The 19690-nt window shown below is 25.7% G+C and carries 6 protein-coding genes; 1 reads left to right on the forward strand and 5 read right to left on the reverse strand.

Going from position 1 to position 19690, the window contains the following annotated elements:
• Positions 1–4: 4 nt before the first annotated feature.
• From EGN60_RS03415 to EGN60_RS00345, 3 genes are read right to left on the reverse strand one after another with little or no spacing between them, the layout of a single operon-like run.
• Positions 5–175, reverse strand: coding sequence for a hypothetical protein (locus tag EGN60_RS03415; protein ID WP_157977602.1), 171 nt, complete (start codon positions 173–175; stop codon positions 5–7).
• 38 nt (positions 176–213) lie between these two features.
• Positions 214–2067: a hypothetical protein gene (locus tag EGN60_RS00340; protein ID WP_124724124.1), complete on the reverse strand. Its 1854-nt coding sequence runs from the start codon at positions 2065–2067 to the stop codon at positions 214–216.
• Between the two features lie 8 nt (positions 2068–2075).
• Entirely contained in the window at positions 2076–11312 is a 9237-nt protein-coding gene (locus EGN60_RS00345) for a hypothetical protein (protein ID WP_124724125.1), read from the reverse strand.
• 474 nt (positions 11313–11786) lie between these two features.
• On the opposite strand from EGN60_RS00345, the gene EGN60_RS00350 reads away from it, so the two are divergent.
• A complete protein-coding gene (locus EGN60_RS00350; protein WP_124724126.1) occupies positions 11787–11993 on the forward strand; it encodes a hypothetical protein in 207 nt (68 codons plus the stop codon).
• Positions 11994–12142: 149 nt separating this feature from the next.
• On the opposite strand, the gene EGN60_RS00355 is transcribed toward EGN60_RS00350, so the two are convergent.
• Entirely contained in the window at positions 12143–13030 is an 888-nt protein-coding gene (locus EGN60_RS00355) for a hypothetical protein (RefSeq protein WP_124724127.1), read from the reverse strand.
• A gap of 390 nt (positions 13031–13420) precedes the next feature.
• Complete coding sequence (locus EGN60_RS00360; RefSeq protein ID WP_124724128.1) at positions 13421–19690, reverse strand: hypothetical protein; 6270 nt, start codon at positions 19688–19690, stop codon at positions 13421–13423.

Below are 19690 nucleotides of genomic sequence, written 5' to 3' on the forward strand. Positions count from 1 at the left end.
AATTTTATTTATTTTCTTTATCAATTGCTCTGTGTCTTCTTCTTATTTTTTTCTTTGCTAAAACAATAATTCCTAAGAATATTAAAGCTGATGTTATAGACATTAGAATAATTCATATTCAGAAGTCTTTTGCTTTTTTAGCTGCGCTTGCTTTTTCATATTTATCTTGAATCACGTATTTTTTAACAAATAGATCTCTTTGAATTTTGGTATCTAATTTTTAAATTCTTTAAAGAATTCTTTTAATTTAGCATTTGATAAATTATTAATATTTAATTTTGTTAGATTATTTAGATATTCGGCAATAGCTACATCTTTATCAGAACCACCTAATTCATCTAATATTGTTTTAGGAACATTATTAAATACTTCATGTTCTAAGTTGAATTTTCAGCTAATTGATTCTAAATAAGCTTTAGCTTCTTCTAAATTAGCTTTTGATAAAATTTCATTAGAGATTTCAACTTTTTTAGCTTTTGGTAAAGTTAAATTATTTACTTCTTTAATTAAATCTGAAAAATCATTAATTAATGTTTTTAAGTTTTCATTATTAGCTTTATTTTCAGATATTTTTTTCATTAATAAATCTCTAGATTCTTCAGGAATAAATACTGAATCATTAATGAAGTTTTCTAAATCTTTTGCTGAAAGAACGTGTTCTTTAGCTTTTGCTAAACTGTCTTCATCAAATGATGAAAGATTTGAAATTAATTTATCTTTAACGTCATTTGGAATATTTAAGTTTTCTAAATTAGATTTTGCTTCTTTAATATTATTATCTATAGATTTTGCAAAATTAATTAAAGCTTTTTGTTTTGCGTTATCTGAATAATTATCAATTAAATTGTTAGCTAATCTTTCTTTATCTTGATCTAGTAAAGCTGTATTTTTAACTTCTTTTATATTATTAATAATTTGATTTAATAATATTTCACTATTAGCTAATTCAGCTAAACCAGGAGCATTTTGTGGTTTGATTTTGTCTAATAGACGTTCTTTTAAAGGCGCTGATAAACCACTTTCATTATTAATTAATGCTTTTAATTTATCTCTTACTAATTTAATAGCAGACGCCATTTTAGCATTATTTAATGCTTCAATTAATTTTTCTTTTTGTGCCTTTAAATCTTTAGCAGGTCTGATTGGTGTTTCTAGTGATGCTTGTTTTGATTCTGCTAAAACAGATTTTAATGTTTTAATTTCTGGAATTTCAGCAAAATTACTGTCAAATTCACCATCAGCTAAAAATTCATCTGCTTCTTTAATTACTTTATCTAAACGAACTTTTTCATTTTCTGAATCTAGAAGTTTTGCAAAGTCTTCTACATCTTTTTCATTATTTGCATTTAATAAAATTGCTTTAAGTTCTAGATTTTTTTCTGGTGAAACTATTGAGTTATTTAAATCTACTATTTTATCATCAACTGATGTTACTAAGTTTTCTAATAAATTATTATTTAGTAAATTAGTTGAAATTCTATCATAGAAACGTTTTCTGTTTTCTTCTGGGATTAATGAATCGCTAATTTTATCTGCAGATCTTTTAATAGATAAAGCATCTGTGTTAACTTGATCAACATCTTGATTAACTGTTTTTGCAACTAATGTTAAGGCTTTTAGTTGTGTTTTAACATCTTCAGGAACGTTGTCATAGCTTTCTATATTATCAATAGTTGTATTTTGTTTATTAGCTAAAGTTACTAAAGCATCTTGTTTATTAGGTAAGTCATAGCTTTCTAACAATGCTTTTTCTAATTTATCTTCAGCTACACCAGTTATATTTTCTAAATTATTAACAAATTTAATTTTTTCAGAAATTCCACGGATTTTACCATGTTCTTCAATTAGATTTTCTAAAGCAGGAGAGTTTGTATCATTTATCTTTTCTTTTAATGCTTCTGTAACGGTTTCATCAAAATTGTGGCTCGCTATTTCTTCATTGTATTTTGTTCTTACATATTCAGTAACAGCTTCTCTTTCAACACCTGCAAATGCTTTTGTTAATTTGTCTTTAGCTGCTTTTAAAGCTTCTATTGAAGCAACTGGTTCTGTGGCAGTTAGAGCCATTGCAGCTTCTAATTCTTTTGTAAAGCAGCTTTTGCTTCAGGTGCAGCATTAGCATAAACAATAGGTTCATCTTGAGGATAAGCTTTTACTAAAGCAATTAATTCATTTAATAGAACTCTTTCATTTTCTGCATCTATTTTCTTAGATAAAGCTTCTGCTTGTTCGTGGTTGTCTAATGCTAAAGCTTCTTCTTTTAATGCATTTTTCTTTTCTTCATTTACTAAAGAAACTCAAGCTTTTTGATATTGTGCTTCAATATCTTTTACTAAATTAGATAATTCTGTGTTTTTAGCTTCATCTACACTTAGTTTAGCAGCTAATCTAGGTTTTTTATCATCAGGAATAGTTGAAGTTGCAATTTGATCAGCTACTGCTTTTACTTTTTCAATTTGTTGAGAAACCTTATTATTTAAATTATTAATATCATTTTCATCATTAATAATTTTCTTTAATTCATTTGCTATAGGTTCTGGTATAGTTGAATATCTTTTTACTTTTTCATTTAATTGATTTTTAGCTCTAGCAAGATCTAAAATTCTTTGTTGTTCGGTTGTATTGCCATAAGCCTCAATTAATTGTTTTTTAAAGTCTTCAACTTGAGCAGGATCTAAATGTCTGAATTTATCTAATTCATTAATATTATTAAATACTTCGTCTTTTTTAGCTATATCTTGAACTAATTTGTCTAAATTATTTTCAGCAATTGTTGTAATTTTTGATTTTAATAAAGCATTTTGTTCAGGAGATAGTTTTTGATTTTGATCAATTTCTGATTCTATTTTTGCATGTAGATGTTTTATTGTAGCTTCAGGTTTAACATTAGTATATTTATCATTTAAATCATTAAATGATCTCAATAAATCAGCAGCTGAAGGTAAAGGTGTCTTTTTAATCTTTTCTTTAGCAACTGCTAATTCAGCTAAAAGTTGATCTTTAGCCTCTTGTGGAGCATATTTATATCCATTTGGATTAGTTTGAATATAACTTTCAACTTCTTTTATTAATTGATCTAATAATACTTTTTGTTTTTCTGATTCTAATTTTGTTTCTACATTAGTTATGTCAGCAAAATCACTTAAATTAAATAATTCCTTTTTCAAGTTTTCTTTAACATCTACTGGAATTTTAGCATCTTTTATTTTATCTAATAAGTCATTTACTTTAGGTATATGAGCAGTTAATGCATCATTTTGCGCTTTATCTTCTCCTATTTTATCTAAGAATAATTGTTGACTTGATGGATCTATTTTAGAAGCTAAAATTGCTTCTGCAGCTTTTTTAGCTGCTTCAGTTTGCTCTTTATAAGCTTCTAAGTTTGCTATAGTGTCTTTATCAGAAATGTTTGCTGTGAAGTTTTGAATTGCTGTAGTTGGAACTCTTAGACCATTTAACTCACTTAAATTATTAATTGCCTCATCTTTTGCTTTAGCTAAATTAACTATTTCAGTTTGTTTATCGTCATTGCCAAATGCATTAACTAAACCAGTAATTGCTTCATTTACTTTATTTGTATTTAAATGTTGTAAACCTTTTAATTCTTTAGCTTTTTCTACAATTTTTTGATTTTCTTTTTGTTTTTGTAATAAATCTTCTAAGTTAGGAGCAGAAGCTTCTGTGACTTGGTTTTTAAGAGCATTTTGATCTTGTGAACTTAAATCACTATATGCTTCAATTTCTTTGTTTATTTTTTCTCTTAAAGAGTTTGTTACATAGTCACGTTTGATTTTATTATATGCTTCTTTTAAATTTGAAATTTTTTGAGCTATTTCTTCTTTTGAAGGTAAATTATTTGGGTTACTTGTATCTGCTTTTGCTTTTGCTATTAAATTATCTAAAGTAGTTTTATCTAATTCATTTGCATTTCCTAAAACAGTAGGGTTAGCTTTTTTATAATCTTCAATTTCTTTAATTAATTCATCTAATAAAGCTTTTTCATTATCTTTATCCAATTGAGTTCTATAATTTTCAACTTCTTCTTTAGTGTTTAAAGACTCAATTTGTGTTTGATATTGTGCTTTAGTTAATTTAGGTCAGTTAGAATTATTTAAATCTTTTAATAATTTATTTTTTGCTTTTGCTAAATCAACTGTTGTTTGTTGTTCTGTTGGATTAGTTAAATTATTTACTAATTGTGTTTTTAATTTTGTTTTTTCTGCTGGAGTTAATTGTTCAAGATCTTCAATTTCTTGAGCTTTTGCTTTTAAGGCTTGAATTTCTGCAAATTTATTGTTTGCTTTTTCAACAGTATTTACATCTATATCATTAATTGCAGATACTAAATTATTTATATCACCTTGAGTTAATAAGTTATTGTATCCATTTACTTCTGTTGTTTGTCTTTGTTTTAATTCTTTTAAAACTTTATCTGCACTTACTTTTGCTAAAGCTTCATTTAATTTTCTTATATCTTCTTCAAATGTATCTTTTCCAACTTGTTGACCTGTTGTTATATCTTGTTGTGATTTATTTAAAATTGCTTCTAATTCTTGAACATCAGCTGGATTGGCAGCCTTTATAACTTCCGGATTTTGTGCTTTGTAATCTTCTGCTTGTTTCTTTTTAGCTTTTAATTCTTCTCATTTATTAGTGTTTTCAATTTCTTTAACAATATTATTTACAAGATTATCTAAGGAATCTGCTTTTTTAACTTTTTCTGTTAATTGGTTTATTTCTTCATCAGTTAAAAATGGATAAGTTGTTTTATTTAATTTGCCTAAAACTTCTGAAATTTTTTGTGCTAGTTTTAAATCATTAGCTTGTTCGGCGTTGTCACCAAAATGATCTATTAATTTGTCTACTAAACGTTTTTGTGTTTCACCATCCAAATTAGGTAATGATTTTATCTGATTAGCTAATTGTTTTGTGTCATTTACTTTTTGTGCAACTTCATTTACTTTTGATAAAGTTGTAACGTCTTGTGCATCGTATTTAGCTTTTAATTCTTCTTGTTGATCATGATCAAATTCATTTGTACTGTTTTGAATGTCTTGTTTCTTTTGACCTTTTTGATAAGTAACAGCAGCAGCTTCTTGAACACCTACTAATTTTTGATCTAAAGCATCTTTTAAATTTTTATATTCTTCTTTAGTTTTTAAATTTGGGTTTGCTAAAGCAGCTCTTGCATCAGCTAATGCTTTATCGAAAGCTGTTTTGTTTTGAGGATCTGAAGCATCATATACATCTTTACTTTTTGCTAAATATGCTTCCATTTTTTTAACTTTTTTATCTAAATCGTTTTTAGCATCTTCTTTTTCTAATTCATTTTTATATTGATTTACAGCAGTAACATCAACCAAACCTTCAATATGTTGTTTTTTATCTGCTTTTACTAAATTTGGATACGTTTTATCAAATGAAGACAATAAATCTTGTTTAGCTTTTGCAGTATCTAAAATGTTTTTTTGATTATTTTCAACACCATAATTAGAAACCAAGGCATTTTTTGCTTTTTCAATTGTTGATGGGCTTAATTCATTATTAGCATCTAATTGTTTAGCATTTTCGTGTACTTTTTCGGCTTTTTCGAATTCAGCTTTTATTAAAGCTATAGTATTATGAGTTTTGTCATTAACTTTCGCATTTAGATCATTAATATTGGTACCTGATAATGCATCTTTAAACGTAGAAATTTCTTTAACTTTTTTATCTCTAAATTTTTGCAAGTATTTGTTTACTTGAACTGCATCTAGAGCATTTTGCAATTCAGTAATTTTTCTTTCAACATCAGTTATTTGATTAGATTCACCTTTTGCTATAATAGCTTCTGCTTCTTTTATTTGTTTTTCTAGTTCGCTTTTACCATCAGGATCAGCTTCATCTAAATCGCTTGAATGTTGTGTTTTATAATCACTAGATTTTTCTTTCAATTTTTTTAGTTCTTCTATTTTATTTCTAACAGCATATTTTTGTTTTAAAGCATCTAAAGCATTTGCATCTTTAGCAGATTCAATTTCACTAGTTATTGTAGAATCTAAAGTTAAATTGTTATAAGGACTTTTTTTAGCTCCTATTTGTTTTAATAAAGCATCTTTTTGTTTTGCTAAGTCAGTATCTAAATCTTGTTTAGAAGGGTCCTCTATATGTTCAATTAGTTTATTATAAGTCTCTTGTTTAGCAGCAGTAGATAATTTTGTTAATGTGTTAATTTCATCAGCTTTTTCTTTAACCTTTTTAATTTTATTTAACTCAGCTTCTAATTGTTGAAGGTCTTGAATTTTAGCATCTTTTACTTTCGCCTTTAAACTGTTTATTTGTGGTTGAGTCATCATTGGTGAATAACTACTAATTAATTGTTCAGCCACGGATTGTTGGTGTTTTAATACAGCAGGTAATTTAACATCTTCAGTTTTATTAGATAAATCAACAGCTAATTTGTCATAAACACTAGCTTCTTGTAAATTTCCTTGTAACGCTTGTTCAGCTTCTCTTAATTTTTGATCAAATTCTAATTTTTTATTTGGTTCTGCCTTTGAATAAACGTCATTGTTTCTTTGCGCTTCTCTTGCTTTTTCAACTATTTCTTGAAGTTTACGTTTAGCATTTTCATTTTTTAATTCTTTTTCTTTGTTTTCAACTGCCTCTGCACTATCAAGAGCTTCTATATTTGGTTGTTCTGTTTGCTTACTTAATTTAGGGAATGCACTATTTCCATCAAATTTAGCTAACAATTCATTTTGTTTTGTAGCTACATCTTTAATGGTGCTTATTAATTGATCATTTCCGGTAGCATTTACTATTTTATTTTCTATATTAGTTTGTGCTTGAGAACTTAATTGTCCTAGTTTTTGTACTTCTAAAATTGCGTCTTTTGCTTTTTTAGCATTATTAAAGGCGCTATTTATTTCTTGTTCGGTACTTAATCTCGGATCTTGTATTTTGTCAACTAATTTTTGTAAATTGCTTGAAGAAATATTTGTAGGTTGAGCATCAGTTATTTCTTTTATTTTTTGCTCTCTTAACTTTTTAATTAAATTATCATGTGAAACTGCTTCCATTTTTTGATCTAATAATTTAATCTTGTCTAATATTTCTTTTTTAGTTGGAGTAGGCTTCTGTGCTTTTAAAGTATTAGCATTATTAATTTCTGTTTCTAATTCTTGTTTTCCTGTTGGGTTGATTCTACCAATTTGCTCACCATTTTGAGTTATAACATTTTGAGCAGCTTGTATTTTTTTCTCTAAATTTTTTAACTCATTTTTAGTTGCTAATTTTTCCAATAAAGCAGGTGCATCTGAAATAGAAGCAAGTTTTTCAACTTCAGCTTGTTCTTCAGCTTTATTTAGATTTGGATATGTTGTTTGATTATTTAATGTAGTTAAAATTTCGTTCTTTTTCTCAGCTAAAGTAACGTTAGTTAATTGAGCTGCTTGATCATCAATGTTTGTAATTAAATTATTTATTGTATCAGTAGAAGCAGTAGGTGATAATTGACTTAAAGCTTTTACTGTAACAGCATTATTTTTTACATTTTCAATTTTCTCAAATTCTTTATTTAATAAATCAGGAGTATTTAATGTTTGATTATCTAATTTATTTACTAATGTTTGAATTTGAGTTGAATCAAATGGAGGAGTCATTTGTCTAACTTTTTCTTTTAAAGCATCTCTTAAATCTTTTAAAACATTTGCTTCAGAGATTGCATCCAAAGCGTTTTGCAATTCTTGTTTTAGTTGATTATATTCAGGAACTTCTTTTAAAGTTGCACTAGAATTTGTAGCATTTTTCGCATTTTGCAATGCTAAATCAAAAGCATTTTGTTTGTCAGTTGTAGCAGCTTTATAAATAGGTTGGTGTTGATCAAAATATTCTTGAGCTTCTTTAACTTTATTAGCTAAATCTTGTTGAGAATTTAATTTTTCTAAATCTTGTTTCTTTTGTTCAACTTGGCCCGAATCAGCTAGTGCTTCAATTGCATTTTTATGATTTGCTTTATCTTTAACTAGGTTTGGATAATTATTGTCAAAATTAGATAATAATTCGTTTTTCTTTTTAGCTAAATCTAAAATATTAGTTTGATTTGCATTATCGCCTACAGCAGTTGCTAGATCATTTTGAGCGTTTAATAATGCTTGTGGTGATAATTCACTTAATTTATTTAATTCTTTAACATTATTTTTTACAGCTTTAGCTTTTTCAAAAGCTTGTCTTATTGCAGACTCATCTTGAGCATTTTTTATATAATTATTCAATTTTGCATCATTTGATGGGTCCAATTGAGGATCAATAGCCTTAAGATCTTTTATTAATTTTTCTTTTAATGCATTTAGTAGTTTATCTTTTGTTACTAAGTTTAATGCTTCATCTATTTTACTAATATGATCATCATATACTTGTTTATTATGAGAATCTACGCCAGCATCGACATCAGCCTGACCTAATCTAATTTTTTCTTCTAAATTTTGTTTTGATTCTGGTGTGGCTTCATCTAATAAATTTCTATTTTCATTAATATAATTATTTGCATAAGAAATTTTTTCTTTTAACAATTCAAAACTATTATCTCTTGGAAAATTATTTTCAATTTCATTTAATTGAGAAAGAGTAGTTGCATTGTTTATTTTTTTAATATAATTAACTTTTTCTAATTTAGGAAACTGTTGTTTATTTTCTAATATTTCAATTAATTGTAATTTTTTATTAGCAAGATCTACATTTGCGGCTTGATCAACACGGCTATCTTTTGCTTCTATAATAGCTGAAATTGCTTTATTTTTTTCTTCATCACTCAATAAACTACTTAAATTTCTAACTTTTTCTGCTTCACTTTTAACATGTTCTAATTTAGCTTTTTCTTCATTTAATTTATCAATTGATGTGATAGAAGAATCTTTAATTTTTTCTTTAAGTTTTTTTATTTGTTCTGGATTAAAAACAGATGACCAATTATCAATTATTTTTGTATACTCATTTTTTTGATATTCTGTTACGGCAGGTTCTTGTATGTTATCAAAACCAAGTTTTAACTTATCTTCTATAGCTTTATATACTGATGCGTCTTTAATATTTAAGGCTGTTGTGTTTCTTCTTGGATTTACTACAACTCTTTCAGCAATTTCACTTTTTGCAGAAGCAATATTTTTTTGCAATTCTGCAGTTATAGTTGGATCTGCTAAACTATATAAATTTGCATTTGACGCAATATATTTAGAAATTTCTTTTTCTTTTTCATCTAAGTGGTGTCTAGCTTCAGCATTTGGAATTTTGTTTATTACTGAAGGCCAATCTATTGGATATTTTTTATCTGCTAATTCTTTTGACAACTGAACTCTTGCTTCTTGAGATATATCAGCATCTGAAATTTTTTTAAGTTCATTTATGCTGCTATCAATGTTTTTTTCAAATTCTTTTAACTGATTTAAAACTCTAGTAACGTGATTATGGTAATTTGGTCTTGCATAACTAGGTATATTTGGATCTGTATTAATGCGCTTAGAAAGTTTATTTGCTAATTCTAATACTTCAAAATGTCTATTTATTTCATCTTGTGTAGAAATAAAACCTTTTTCTGATTTATTAACATCATTTATAAAAGCTTCCCTTTTTCTAACGGGTATATCTAAGTATGTATTTACTTTATTAATAAATTTAACTCTATCATCTGCAAATTTAAAGGCTGCATCTCTTTCTGATTCATTAAAAACGTTTTCTGTTACTCTATTTCTAGATTCATTAAGACGAGTTCTGTTAAGAACAGTCATTTTGGACATTTTTTCTATTTGATCTTTTACTTTTTTAAAAGTATCTATCATTAATATTAATTGATCTATATTACTTTGAACATCAAAATCTCTTACTGCATTTAATAGGTTATTTATTTGATTTTGTTCTAAACTCGGCCATTTCGGTATTTCTGCTCTTAAAATGTCTTTTTGATTTTGAATTACTCAATTTGATTGAACTTTATCTCAAGGTCCGTTTGTTGCATTTAGAGAGTTTAGAATAGTATTATATTCGTTTGCTTGGTGCACTGCAGAATCTTTTAATAAAACATTGGCTTTTTGCAACAAACCATCTAGTTTTTGCTTTTCTGTTTCATAGGCCAAAGCATACCATCTAGAGTTTGTAGCATCGGTTTTATATCTTTCAATTTCATTTACTTTATTTTGTAATTGTGTTTTGGCTTGTTCATTAGCATTAGCAGCAAACTCAGCAACCACTGTAAAATTACTTGCTTTTGAAAGTAAACTATCTCTATCTGCATTACTTTCGATAGTTTTATTGTATTCATTTCTTGCGTTTAATAAATTGTTTTCTGATTTAGTAATTAATTCATTTAATTTAATTAAATTTGTTTTTATAGCATTTTTTAAATTATTAACGTTGTCTTTAAATTCATTAATTCCGTTATTTTGAATTGAAAAATTAAATGATAAAACTGAAGATAGTTTTCTATCTGTATTTTTAATAAAGTCTAGGATATCAAAAACTTGGTTTTGACTGTTTTTATCTAATAAGTTTAAAAATGTTGGTGATTTTTTTATTTCTTTTGCACTAAATGCTAAAAAAGCTTCAGCAAATGTAAAAATTAATTCTTTATTTAGGTTATTTAAAGAAGTTATGTTTTCTAAAACACTTGCATTTAAATTTTCTTTAAGAGTGTTAGAATCTAAAGAACCTAAATAAACTAATAAAATTTGGTTTAAAGTGTTGTTTTGGTTTTTTTCTTCATTTTCTAAAATTGAATTATATAAATCTTTAATTTCAGAATTTTCTAAGCTATTTTTAAATTCATTTTTAAAAGCTTCCATAGATAAGGCTAATGAAGCTTTTAAATTATTTGTGTCTAAAGAATAACCATTTTTAAAAACACTTAAAACAAAATCATTTGCTAATTGTTTTTGTATTGCATTTTTTTCATTTCTAAATGCAATTTCATTTTTTCAAAAACCATCACCAAAACTGTAATTTAAAAATGAGCTATATGCTTGAGTCATTAAACCAAAAGTTTTATCAATTTCATTTTTAATTAATCTTAATTTGTTTTCTAAATCTTCTTTTGATAAACTTAGTCTTTGTAAATCGTTAATTTTTTTAACAAATTCTGAAACTTGTTTTTCAGTTAACCCACCTAAATTTCCTTCTCTATCATAACTGAATTTTTGTTTGTTTAAATAGTCCAATAACGCATTTGGACTATTAACTAATTTGTCTTGATTATTATTAACTCAAGACAAAGTTAAAGCAGAAGCTATTGTTGCAGAAAAAATAGCTCCTGAGCTTAATAATAATTTTTTAGTATTATTCATAAAAATGCTTTCCTTTTTTTGTATGTATAAAAATGCTTTTATATATACATTTCTCAATATATATATATATACTACAATAAAAAAAGTAACAGCCATTAGAAAAATAAAAAAATTTTTTTCTTTTTTAACTTTTAAACTAAAAAAACAACAAAAATGCTCTTTTTTGCGTTTTTTTGTGCAAGAAAGAGTTTTTTTGTTGTTTTGCCTTATTTTTTTAAAACAACGAAAATCAAGTAGTAGAAACTACTTGAATTTTCCGTATAATTTTATTTATTTTCTTTATCTTTATCGATTGCTCTGTGTTTTCTTCTTATTTTTTTCTTTGCTAAAACAATAATTCCTAAGAATATTAAAGCTGATGTTATAGACATTAGAATAATTCATATTCAAAAGTCTTTTGCTTTTTTAGCTGTGCTTGCTTTTTCATATTCATCTTGAATTACGTATTTTTTAATAAATAGATCTCTTTGAATTTTGGTATCTAATTTTTTAAATTCGTTAAAGAAGTCTTTTAATTTAGCATTTGATAAATTATTAATATTTAATTTTGTTAGATTATTTAGATATTCGGCAATAGCTACATCTTTATCAGAACCACCTAATTCATCTAATATTGTTTTAGGAACATTATTAAATACTTCATGTTCTAAGTTGAATTTTCAGCTAATTGATTCTAAATAAGCTTTAGCTTCTTCTAAATTAGCTTTTGATAAAATTTCATTAGCGATTTCAACTTTTTTAGCTTTTGGTAAAGTTAAATTATTTACCTCTTTAATTAAACCTGAAAAATCATTAATTAATGTTTTTAAGTTTTCATTATTAGTTTTATTTTAAGATATTTTTCTCATTAATAAATCTCTAGATTCTTCAGGAATAAATACTGAATCATTAATGAAGTTTTCTAAATCTTTTGCTGAAAGAATGTGTTCTTTAGCTTTTGCTAAACTATCTTCATCAAATGATGATGAAAGATTTGAAATTAATTTATCTTTAACATCATTTGGAATATTTAAGTTTTCTAAATTAGATTTTGCTTCTTTAATATTATTATCTATAGATTTTGCAAAATTAATTAAAGCTTTTTGTTTTGCGTTATCTGAATAATTATCAATTAAATTGTTAGCTAATCTTTCTTTATCTTGATCTAGTAAAGCTGTATTTTTAACTTCTTTTATATTATTAATAATTTGATTTAATAATATTTCACTATTAGCTAATTCAGCTAAACCAGGAGCATTTTGTGGTTTGATTTTGTCTAATAGACGTTCTTTTAAAGGCGCTGATAAACTACTTTCATTATTAATTAATGCTTTTAATTTATCTCTTACTAATTTAATAGCAGATGCCATTTTAGCATTATTTATTGCTTCAATTAATTTTTCTTTTTGTGCTTTTAAATCTTTAGCAGATTTAATTGGATTTTCAAAAGTTGCTTGTTTTGATTCTGTTAAAACAGATTTTAAATTTTGTATTTGTGGAATATTTGCAAAATTAATGTCAAATTCACCATCAGCTAAAAATTCATCTGCTTCTTTAATTATTTTATCTAAACGAACTTTTTCATTTTCTGAATCTAGAAGTTTTGCAAATTCCTCTACATCTTTTTCATTATTTACGTTTAATAGAATAGCTTTAAGTTCTAGATTTTTTTCTGGTGAAACTATTGAGTTATTTAAATCTACTATTTTATCATCAACTGATGCTACTAAGTTTTCCAATGAATTATTATTTAATAAATTAGTTGAAATTCTATCATAGAAACGTTTTCTATTTTCTTCTGGAATTAATGAATCACTAATTTTATCTGCCGATCTTTTAATAGATAAAGCATCAGCATTAACTTTATCAACATCAGGGTTTACTGATTTAGCTACAAGAGTTAAACCTTTTAATTGTGTTTTAACGTCTTCTGGAATATTTTTGTAACTTTCTATATTATCAATAGTTGTATTTTGTTTATTAGCTAAGGTTATTAAATCATTTTGTTTAGTAGGTAAATTATAGTTATCTAATAAAGCTCTTTCTACTTTATCCTCAGCCGCTCCAGTAATATTTTCTAAATTATTAACAAATTTAATTTTTTCAGAAATACCACGAATTTTACCATGTTATTCAATTAAATTTTCTAAAGCAGGTGAGTTTGTATTATTAATTTTTTCTTTTAATGCCTCAGTAACAGTTTCGTCAAAGTTATGACTAGCAATTTCTTCATTATATTTATTTCTTACATATTCTGTAACTGCAGCTCTTTCTACACCTGCAAATGCTTTTGTTAATTTGTCTTTAGCTGCTTTTAAATCTTCTATTTTTACTACTGGTTCTGTAGCGGTCAAAGCCATTGCAGCTTCTAATTCTTTTTGTAAAGCGGCTTTGGCTTCAGGTGCAGCATTAGCATAAACAATAGGTTCATCTTGAGGATAAGCTTTTACTAAAGCAATTAACTCATTTAATAGAACTCTTTCATTTTCTGCATCTATTTTCTTAGATAAAGTTTCTGCTTGTTCGTGGTTGTCTAATGCTAAAGCCTCTTCTTTTAATGCATTTTTCTTTTCTTCATTTACTAAAGAAACTCAAGCTTTTTGATATTGTGCTTCAATATCTTTTACTAAATTAGATAATTTTGTGTTTTTAGTTTCATTTACACTTAGTTTAGCAGCTAATCTAGGTTTTTTATCATCAGGAATAGTTGAAGTTGCAATTTGATCAGCTACTGCTTTTACTTTTTCAATTTGTTGAGCTACATCATTTTTTAGTTTATTAATATCATTTTCATCATTAATAATTTTCTTTAATTCATTTGCTATAGGTTCTGGTATAGTTGAATATCTTTTTACTTTTTCATTTAATTGATTTTTTAGTTTTGCTAATTCTAAAATTTCTAGCTGTTTATTCGTATTACCATAAGCATCAATTAATTGTTTTTTAAAGTCTTCAACCTGAGTAGGATCTAAGTGTCTAAATTTATCTAATTTATTAATATTGTTAAATACTTCGTCTTTTTTATCTATATCTTGAACCAATTTATCTAAATTATTATCAGAAATAGGAGTAATTTTTGATTTTAATAAAGTATTTTGTTCAGGAGAAAGTTTTTGATTTTGATCAATTTCTGATTCTATTTTTGCATGTAGATGTTTTATTGTAGCTTCAGGTTTAACATTAGTATATTTGTTATTTAAATCATTAAATGATCTCAATAAATCAGCAGCTGAAGGTAAAGGCGTCTTTTTAATCTTTTCTTTTGCAACTGCTAATTCAGCTAAAAGTTCATCTTTAGCCTCTTGCGGAGCATATTTATATCCATTTGGATTAGTTTGAATATAATTATCTACTTCTTTTATTAATTGATCTAATAATACTTTTTGTTTTTCTGATTCCAATTTTGCTTCTACATTTGTTATGTCTGCAAAATTATTTAAATGGAATAATTCATCTTTTAATGAATCTTTAACAGTTTCAGAAATTCCTGCTGCTTTTATTTTATCTAATAAGTCATTTACTTTAGGTATATGAGCAGTTAATGCATCATTTTGCGCTTTATCTTCTCCTATTTTATCTAAGAATAATTGTTGACTTGATGGATCTATTTTAGAAGCTAAAATTGCTTCTGCAGCTTTTTTAGCTGCTTCAGTTTGCTCTTTATAAGCTTCTAAGTTTGCTATAGTGTCTTTATCAGAAATGTTTGCTGTGAAGTTTTGAATTGCTGTAGTTGGAACTCTTAGCCCATTTAATTCACTTAAATTATTTATAGCTGCATCTTTAGCTTTTGCTAATGAAACTATATTATTTTGATTTTGTTCATTGCCAAATGCATTTGCTAAATTAGTAATTGCTTCATTTATTTTATTTGAACTTAAATGTTGTAAGTTTTTTAATTCTTTAGCTTTTGCTACAATCTTTTGATTTTCTTTTTGTTTTTCTAACAAGTCTTCTAATTTAGGAGCAAAAGTTGGAGTTATTTGATTTTTAAGAGCATTTTGATCTTGTGAACTTAAATCACCATATGATTCAATTTCTTTGTTTATTTTTTCTCTTAAAGAGTTTGTTACATAGTCACGTTTAATTTTATTATATGCTTCTTTTAAATCTGCAATTTTTTGAGCTATTTCTTCTTTTGAAGGTAAATTGTTTGGGTTACTTGTATCTGCTTTTGCTTTTGCTATTAAATTATCTAAAGTAGTTTTATCTAATTCATTTGCATTTCCTAAAACAGTAGGGTTAGATTTTTTATAATCTTCAATTTCTTTAATTAATTCATCTAATAAAGCTTTTTCATTATCTTTATCCAATTGAGTTCTATAATTTTCAACTTCTTCTTTAGTGTTTAAAGACTCAATTTGTGTTTGATATTGTGCTTTAGTTAATTTAGGTCAGTTAGAATTATTTAAATCTTTTAATAATTTATTTTTTGAATTTCCTAAGTCTAATAATCTTTGTTGTTCTGTTGGGTTAGCCAAATTATTTACTAGTTGTGTTTTTAATTTTGTTTTTTCTGTTGGAGTTAATTGATCTAAGCTTTCAATTTCTTGAGCTTTTTGTTTTACTGTTTGAATCTTTGCAAATTTGTCATTAGCTTTTTCAACAGTATCGATATTTAAATCATTAATTGCAGAAGCTAGATTATTTATATCGCTCGGAGTTAATAAATTATCATAACTATTAATTTCAGCTGTTTGTCTTTGTTTTAATTCTTTTAAAACTTTATCAGCACTTACTTTTGCTAAAGCTTCATTAATTTTTCTTATATCTTCTTCAAAAGTATCTTTTCCAATTTGTTGACCAGCTGCTATATCTTTTTGCGATTTAGCTAAAATTTTATCCAATTCTTTAACATCTTCTGGATTTGCTGCTCTTAAAACATTTGGATTTTGAGTTTTATAATTTTCGGCTTGTTGTTTTTTAATTTTTAATTCTTCTAATTTATTGGTATTTTCAATTTCTTTTACAACTACGTTAACTAATTTATCTAAAGAATCTGCACTCTTAACTTTATTTGTTAAATCTTTTATTTCTTCAGAAGTTAAAAATGGATAATTGTTTGTATTTAGTGTACCTAATACTTCAGAGATTTTTTGTGCTAATGTAAAATCATTTGTTTGTGCTGAATTATCTCCAAAATGACTAATTAAATTATCTATAGCTTTCTTTTGATCTTCTGGGCTTAAATTAGGTAATTGTTTAATTTGATTTGAAAGAGATTTTGTCGCTTCAACTTTTGCAAACACTTCATTAATTTTTTGAAGAGTATTTAGATTTGTATCATCATATTTTGCTTCTAAAAGATCTTTTTGATTATTTTCGAATTCAGACATTGAAGAAATTAAGTTTTTCTTTTGATCTTTTTGATAAGTAACAACTGCTGGCTCTTGAACAGAAACTAAATTATCTACTAATGCTTTTTTTAGATTTTCATAATCTTCTTTATTTTTAAAAGTAGTTTCTTTTAAAGCATTTTTGGCAGCTTCTAAAGCTTTGTTAAATTCTTCTCTTTTTTGTGGGTCAGCTGAATTGTAAATCTCTTGATTTTGTGCTAAATATGTATCAATTTCTTTTACTTTATTCTCTAAATCTACTTTTGCATTTTCTTTTTCTAATTCTTGTTTGTATTTATTAACAGCGTCTTCTGAATCTAAATTCTCAATTTGTTTTTTTTTATCAGCTTTTAATAAGTTTGGATATTTTGAATTAAAACTTGCTAATAAATCTTGTTTTGCGTTAATTGTCTTAACAATTTCAATTTGTTTTGGTTGATTATCGTAATTAGATACAAGATTATTTTTTGCCGCTTCTATAATTGATGAACTTAATTCATTTTTATTATTTAATTGTTGTGCATTTTCATGAACTTTTTTAGCTTTTTCAAATTCCGCTTTTATTAAAGCTACTGTGTTATGACCTTGATCAGTAACTTTTGCATTTAAATCTCTTATATTATTGCCAGATAAAACATCGTTAAACTTAGAAATTTCTTGGACTTTTTTATCTCTAAATTTCTTTAAATATTTTTCTTTTTGTACTGCATCGTAAGCATTTTTTAATTCTGAAATTTTATTTTCTACTTCTGCTAATTTATTTAAGTCACCTTTATTTATTATATTTTGAGCTTCAGTTATTTGTTTTTCTAATTCTGTTTTACCTTCTGGATCTGCTTCGGTTAATTCATTAGAATTAGTATTTTTGTATTGTTCAGATTCATCTTTTAATTTTTTTAGATCTTCAATTCTATTTTTTATTGCATATTTTTGTTTTAATTCATCTAATTTGTTAGAATCAGTTGCATTTTCTATTTCTGTTCTAATACTTTGATCTAAATTTAAATTATTATAAGGATTTTGTTTATCTTGTATTTGTTTTAATAATTCATCTTTTTGTTTTGCTAATTGTAAATCTAAAGCTTGGTTAGAAGTATCACCATAATGATCGATTAATTTGCCATAAGCTTTTTGTTTTGCATCATTAGATAATGTTTGTAATAAGTTAATTTCATCAATCTTTTCTTTTACATCTTTGACTTTATTTAATTCATTGTCTAATTGATTTAAATCTTTTATTGTATCTGATTTTACTTTTTCTTTTAATTTTTGAGCTTGATCTGATGTTAGAACTGGTTGGTATGTATTAATAAGCGCTTCTGCCTGTTGTTTTTGATAATTTAAAACTGTAGGCAGTTTAACATCGTCAATTTTTGGTTTTAAGCCATTAGCTAAATCATCATAAACCTTTGAATCTTTTAGATCCCCTTGCAATGCTTGTTCTGCTTCTTGAAGCTTTTGATCAAATGATGTTCGTTTTGTGTCCTCAGCTTTTGAATAAATTCCAGTATCTTGTTTTGCTGCATTCGCTTGATCAACAATTTCTTGAAGTTTTATTTTTGAATTTTTAGATTTTAATTCTTTTTCTTTATTTGTTGATTCTTGCAATGAATTTAAGCTTTCAATATCTGATCTTTCATTTTGCTTATTCAATTTGTCATATGTTGAATCAAAATTTTGCAATAAAGTATTTTGTTTAATAGCTACATTTTTTATTTCATCTACCAAACTGTTATTTCCAGCTGCATTTATAATTTTTTCTTCTAAATTATTTTGTGCATCTGGGCTTAAAGAACTAAGTTGTTTTATTTCTTGTAATTTATCTTTTGCATATTTTGCTTTTGAAAACGCATCATTAATTTCATCTTCTGTACTTAATCTTGGGTTTTCAATTTTGTCTATTAATTTTTGTAGATTGCTTTGAGATATATTATTTGGCTGTGCATTAGTAATTTCTTGGATTTTTTGTTCTCTTAATTTTCTAATTAATTTTTCTTGTGAAACTGCATCCATTTTTTGATCAAGCAACTTAATTTTGTCCAAAATTTCTTGTTTTGTTGCAGATGGAGTTTTTGTTTTTAAATTAGTTGCATTTGTTATTTCATTTTCTAAATCTTGTTTACCTGCAGGATTTATTCTCTGTATTTGTGCACCGTTTTTAGATAATACATCTTGCGCAGCTTGTATTTTTTTATCAAGATTCAATAATTCATTTTTGGTTGCTAGTTTTTCAAGTAATGCAGGCGCGTTAGAAAGTGAATTTAAAGCTTCCACTTGATCTTTTTCTTCATTAGTTTTTAGATTAGGATAAACTACACCATTATCTAAAGTTGTTAATATTTCGTTTTTCTTTTTAGCTAAAGCTATATCATCTAACTGAGCTACATTATTGTTTATATTTGAAATTAAATTATTTATTGAATCTGTTTTTGCTTTTTCACTTAATTTTGATAAGGATTGCACAGTATTTGCATTATTTTTAACTTCTTCAATTTTGCTAAACTCTTGATTTAATAAGTCTAATGTGTTAAGTGCAGGCTCATCTAATTTTTTTACCAATTTATCGATTTGCTCTTGAATAAAAGGAGGAATAAACTTTTTAACCTTTTCTTTTAAAGCTTCTCTTAAATCATTTAAAACATTATTAGCTGATATATTATTTAAAGCGTCAGTTAATTGTTTTTTTAATTCTTCATATTTTTGTACTTCTTGTAAAGTTGCTGTAGGAGAAACAACATCTTTTGCATTTTGAAGTGCTGTAGAAAATGCAGTTTGTTTTGACAAGGTTGCTGCATTAAAAATGTTTTGATTATTATCAAAGTAATCTTGAGCTTCTTTAACTTTTTTTGCTAATTCTTCCTTAGCATTTAATTTTTGCAATTCGACTGTTTTTTCTTGAACTTTTTTAACTGAGTCAAGTACTTCTATTGCATCTTGATGATTTTTTTTGTTTGCTTGTAAATTAGGATAATTAGAATCAAAATTTTTAATAGCATCATTTTTTGCTTTCGCTAAGTTCAATAAATCTTGTTTTTTTGTACCATTATCTAAAACTAAATTAGTCAT

Source organism: Mycoplasma struthionis (assembly GCF_003855455.1).
Classification (GTDB): Bacteria; Bacillota_I; Bacilli_A; order Mycoplasmatales; family Metamycoplasmataceae; genus Metamycoplasma; species Metamycoplasma struthionis.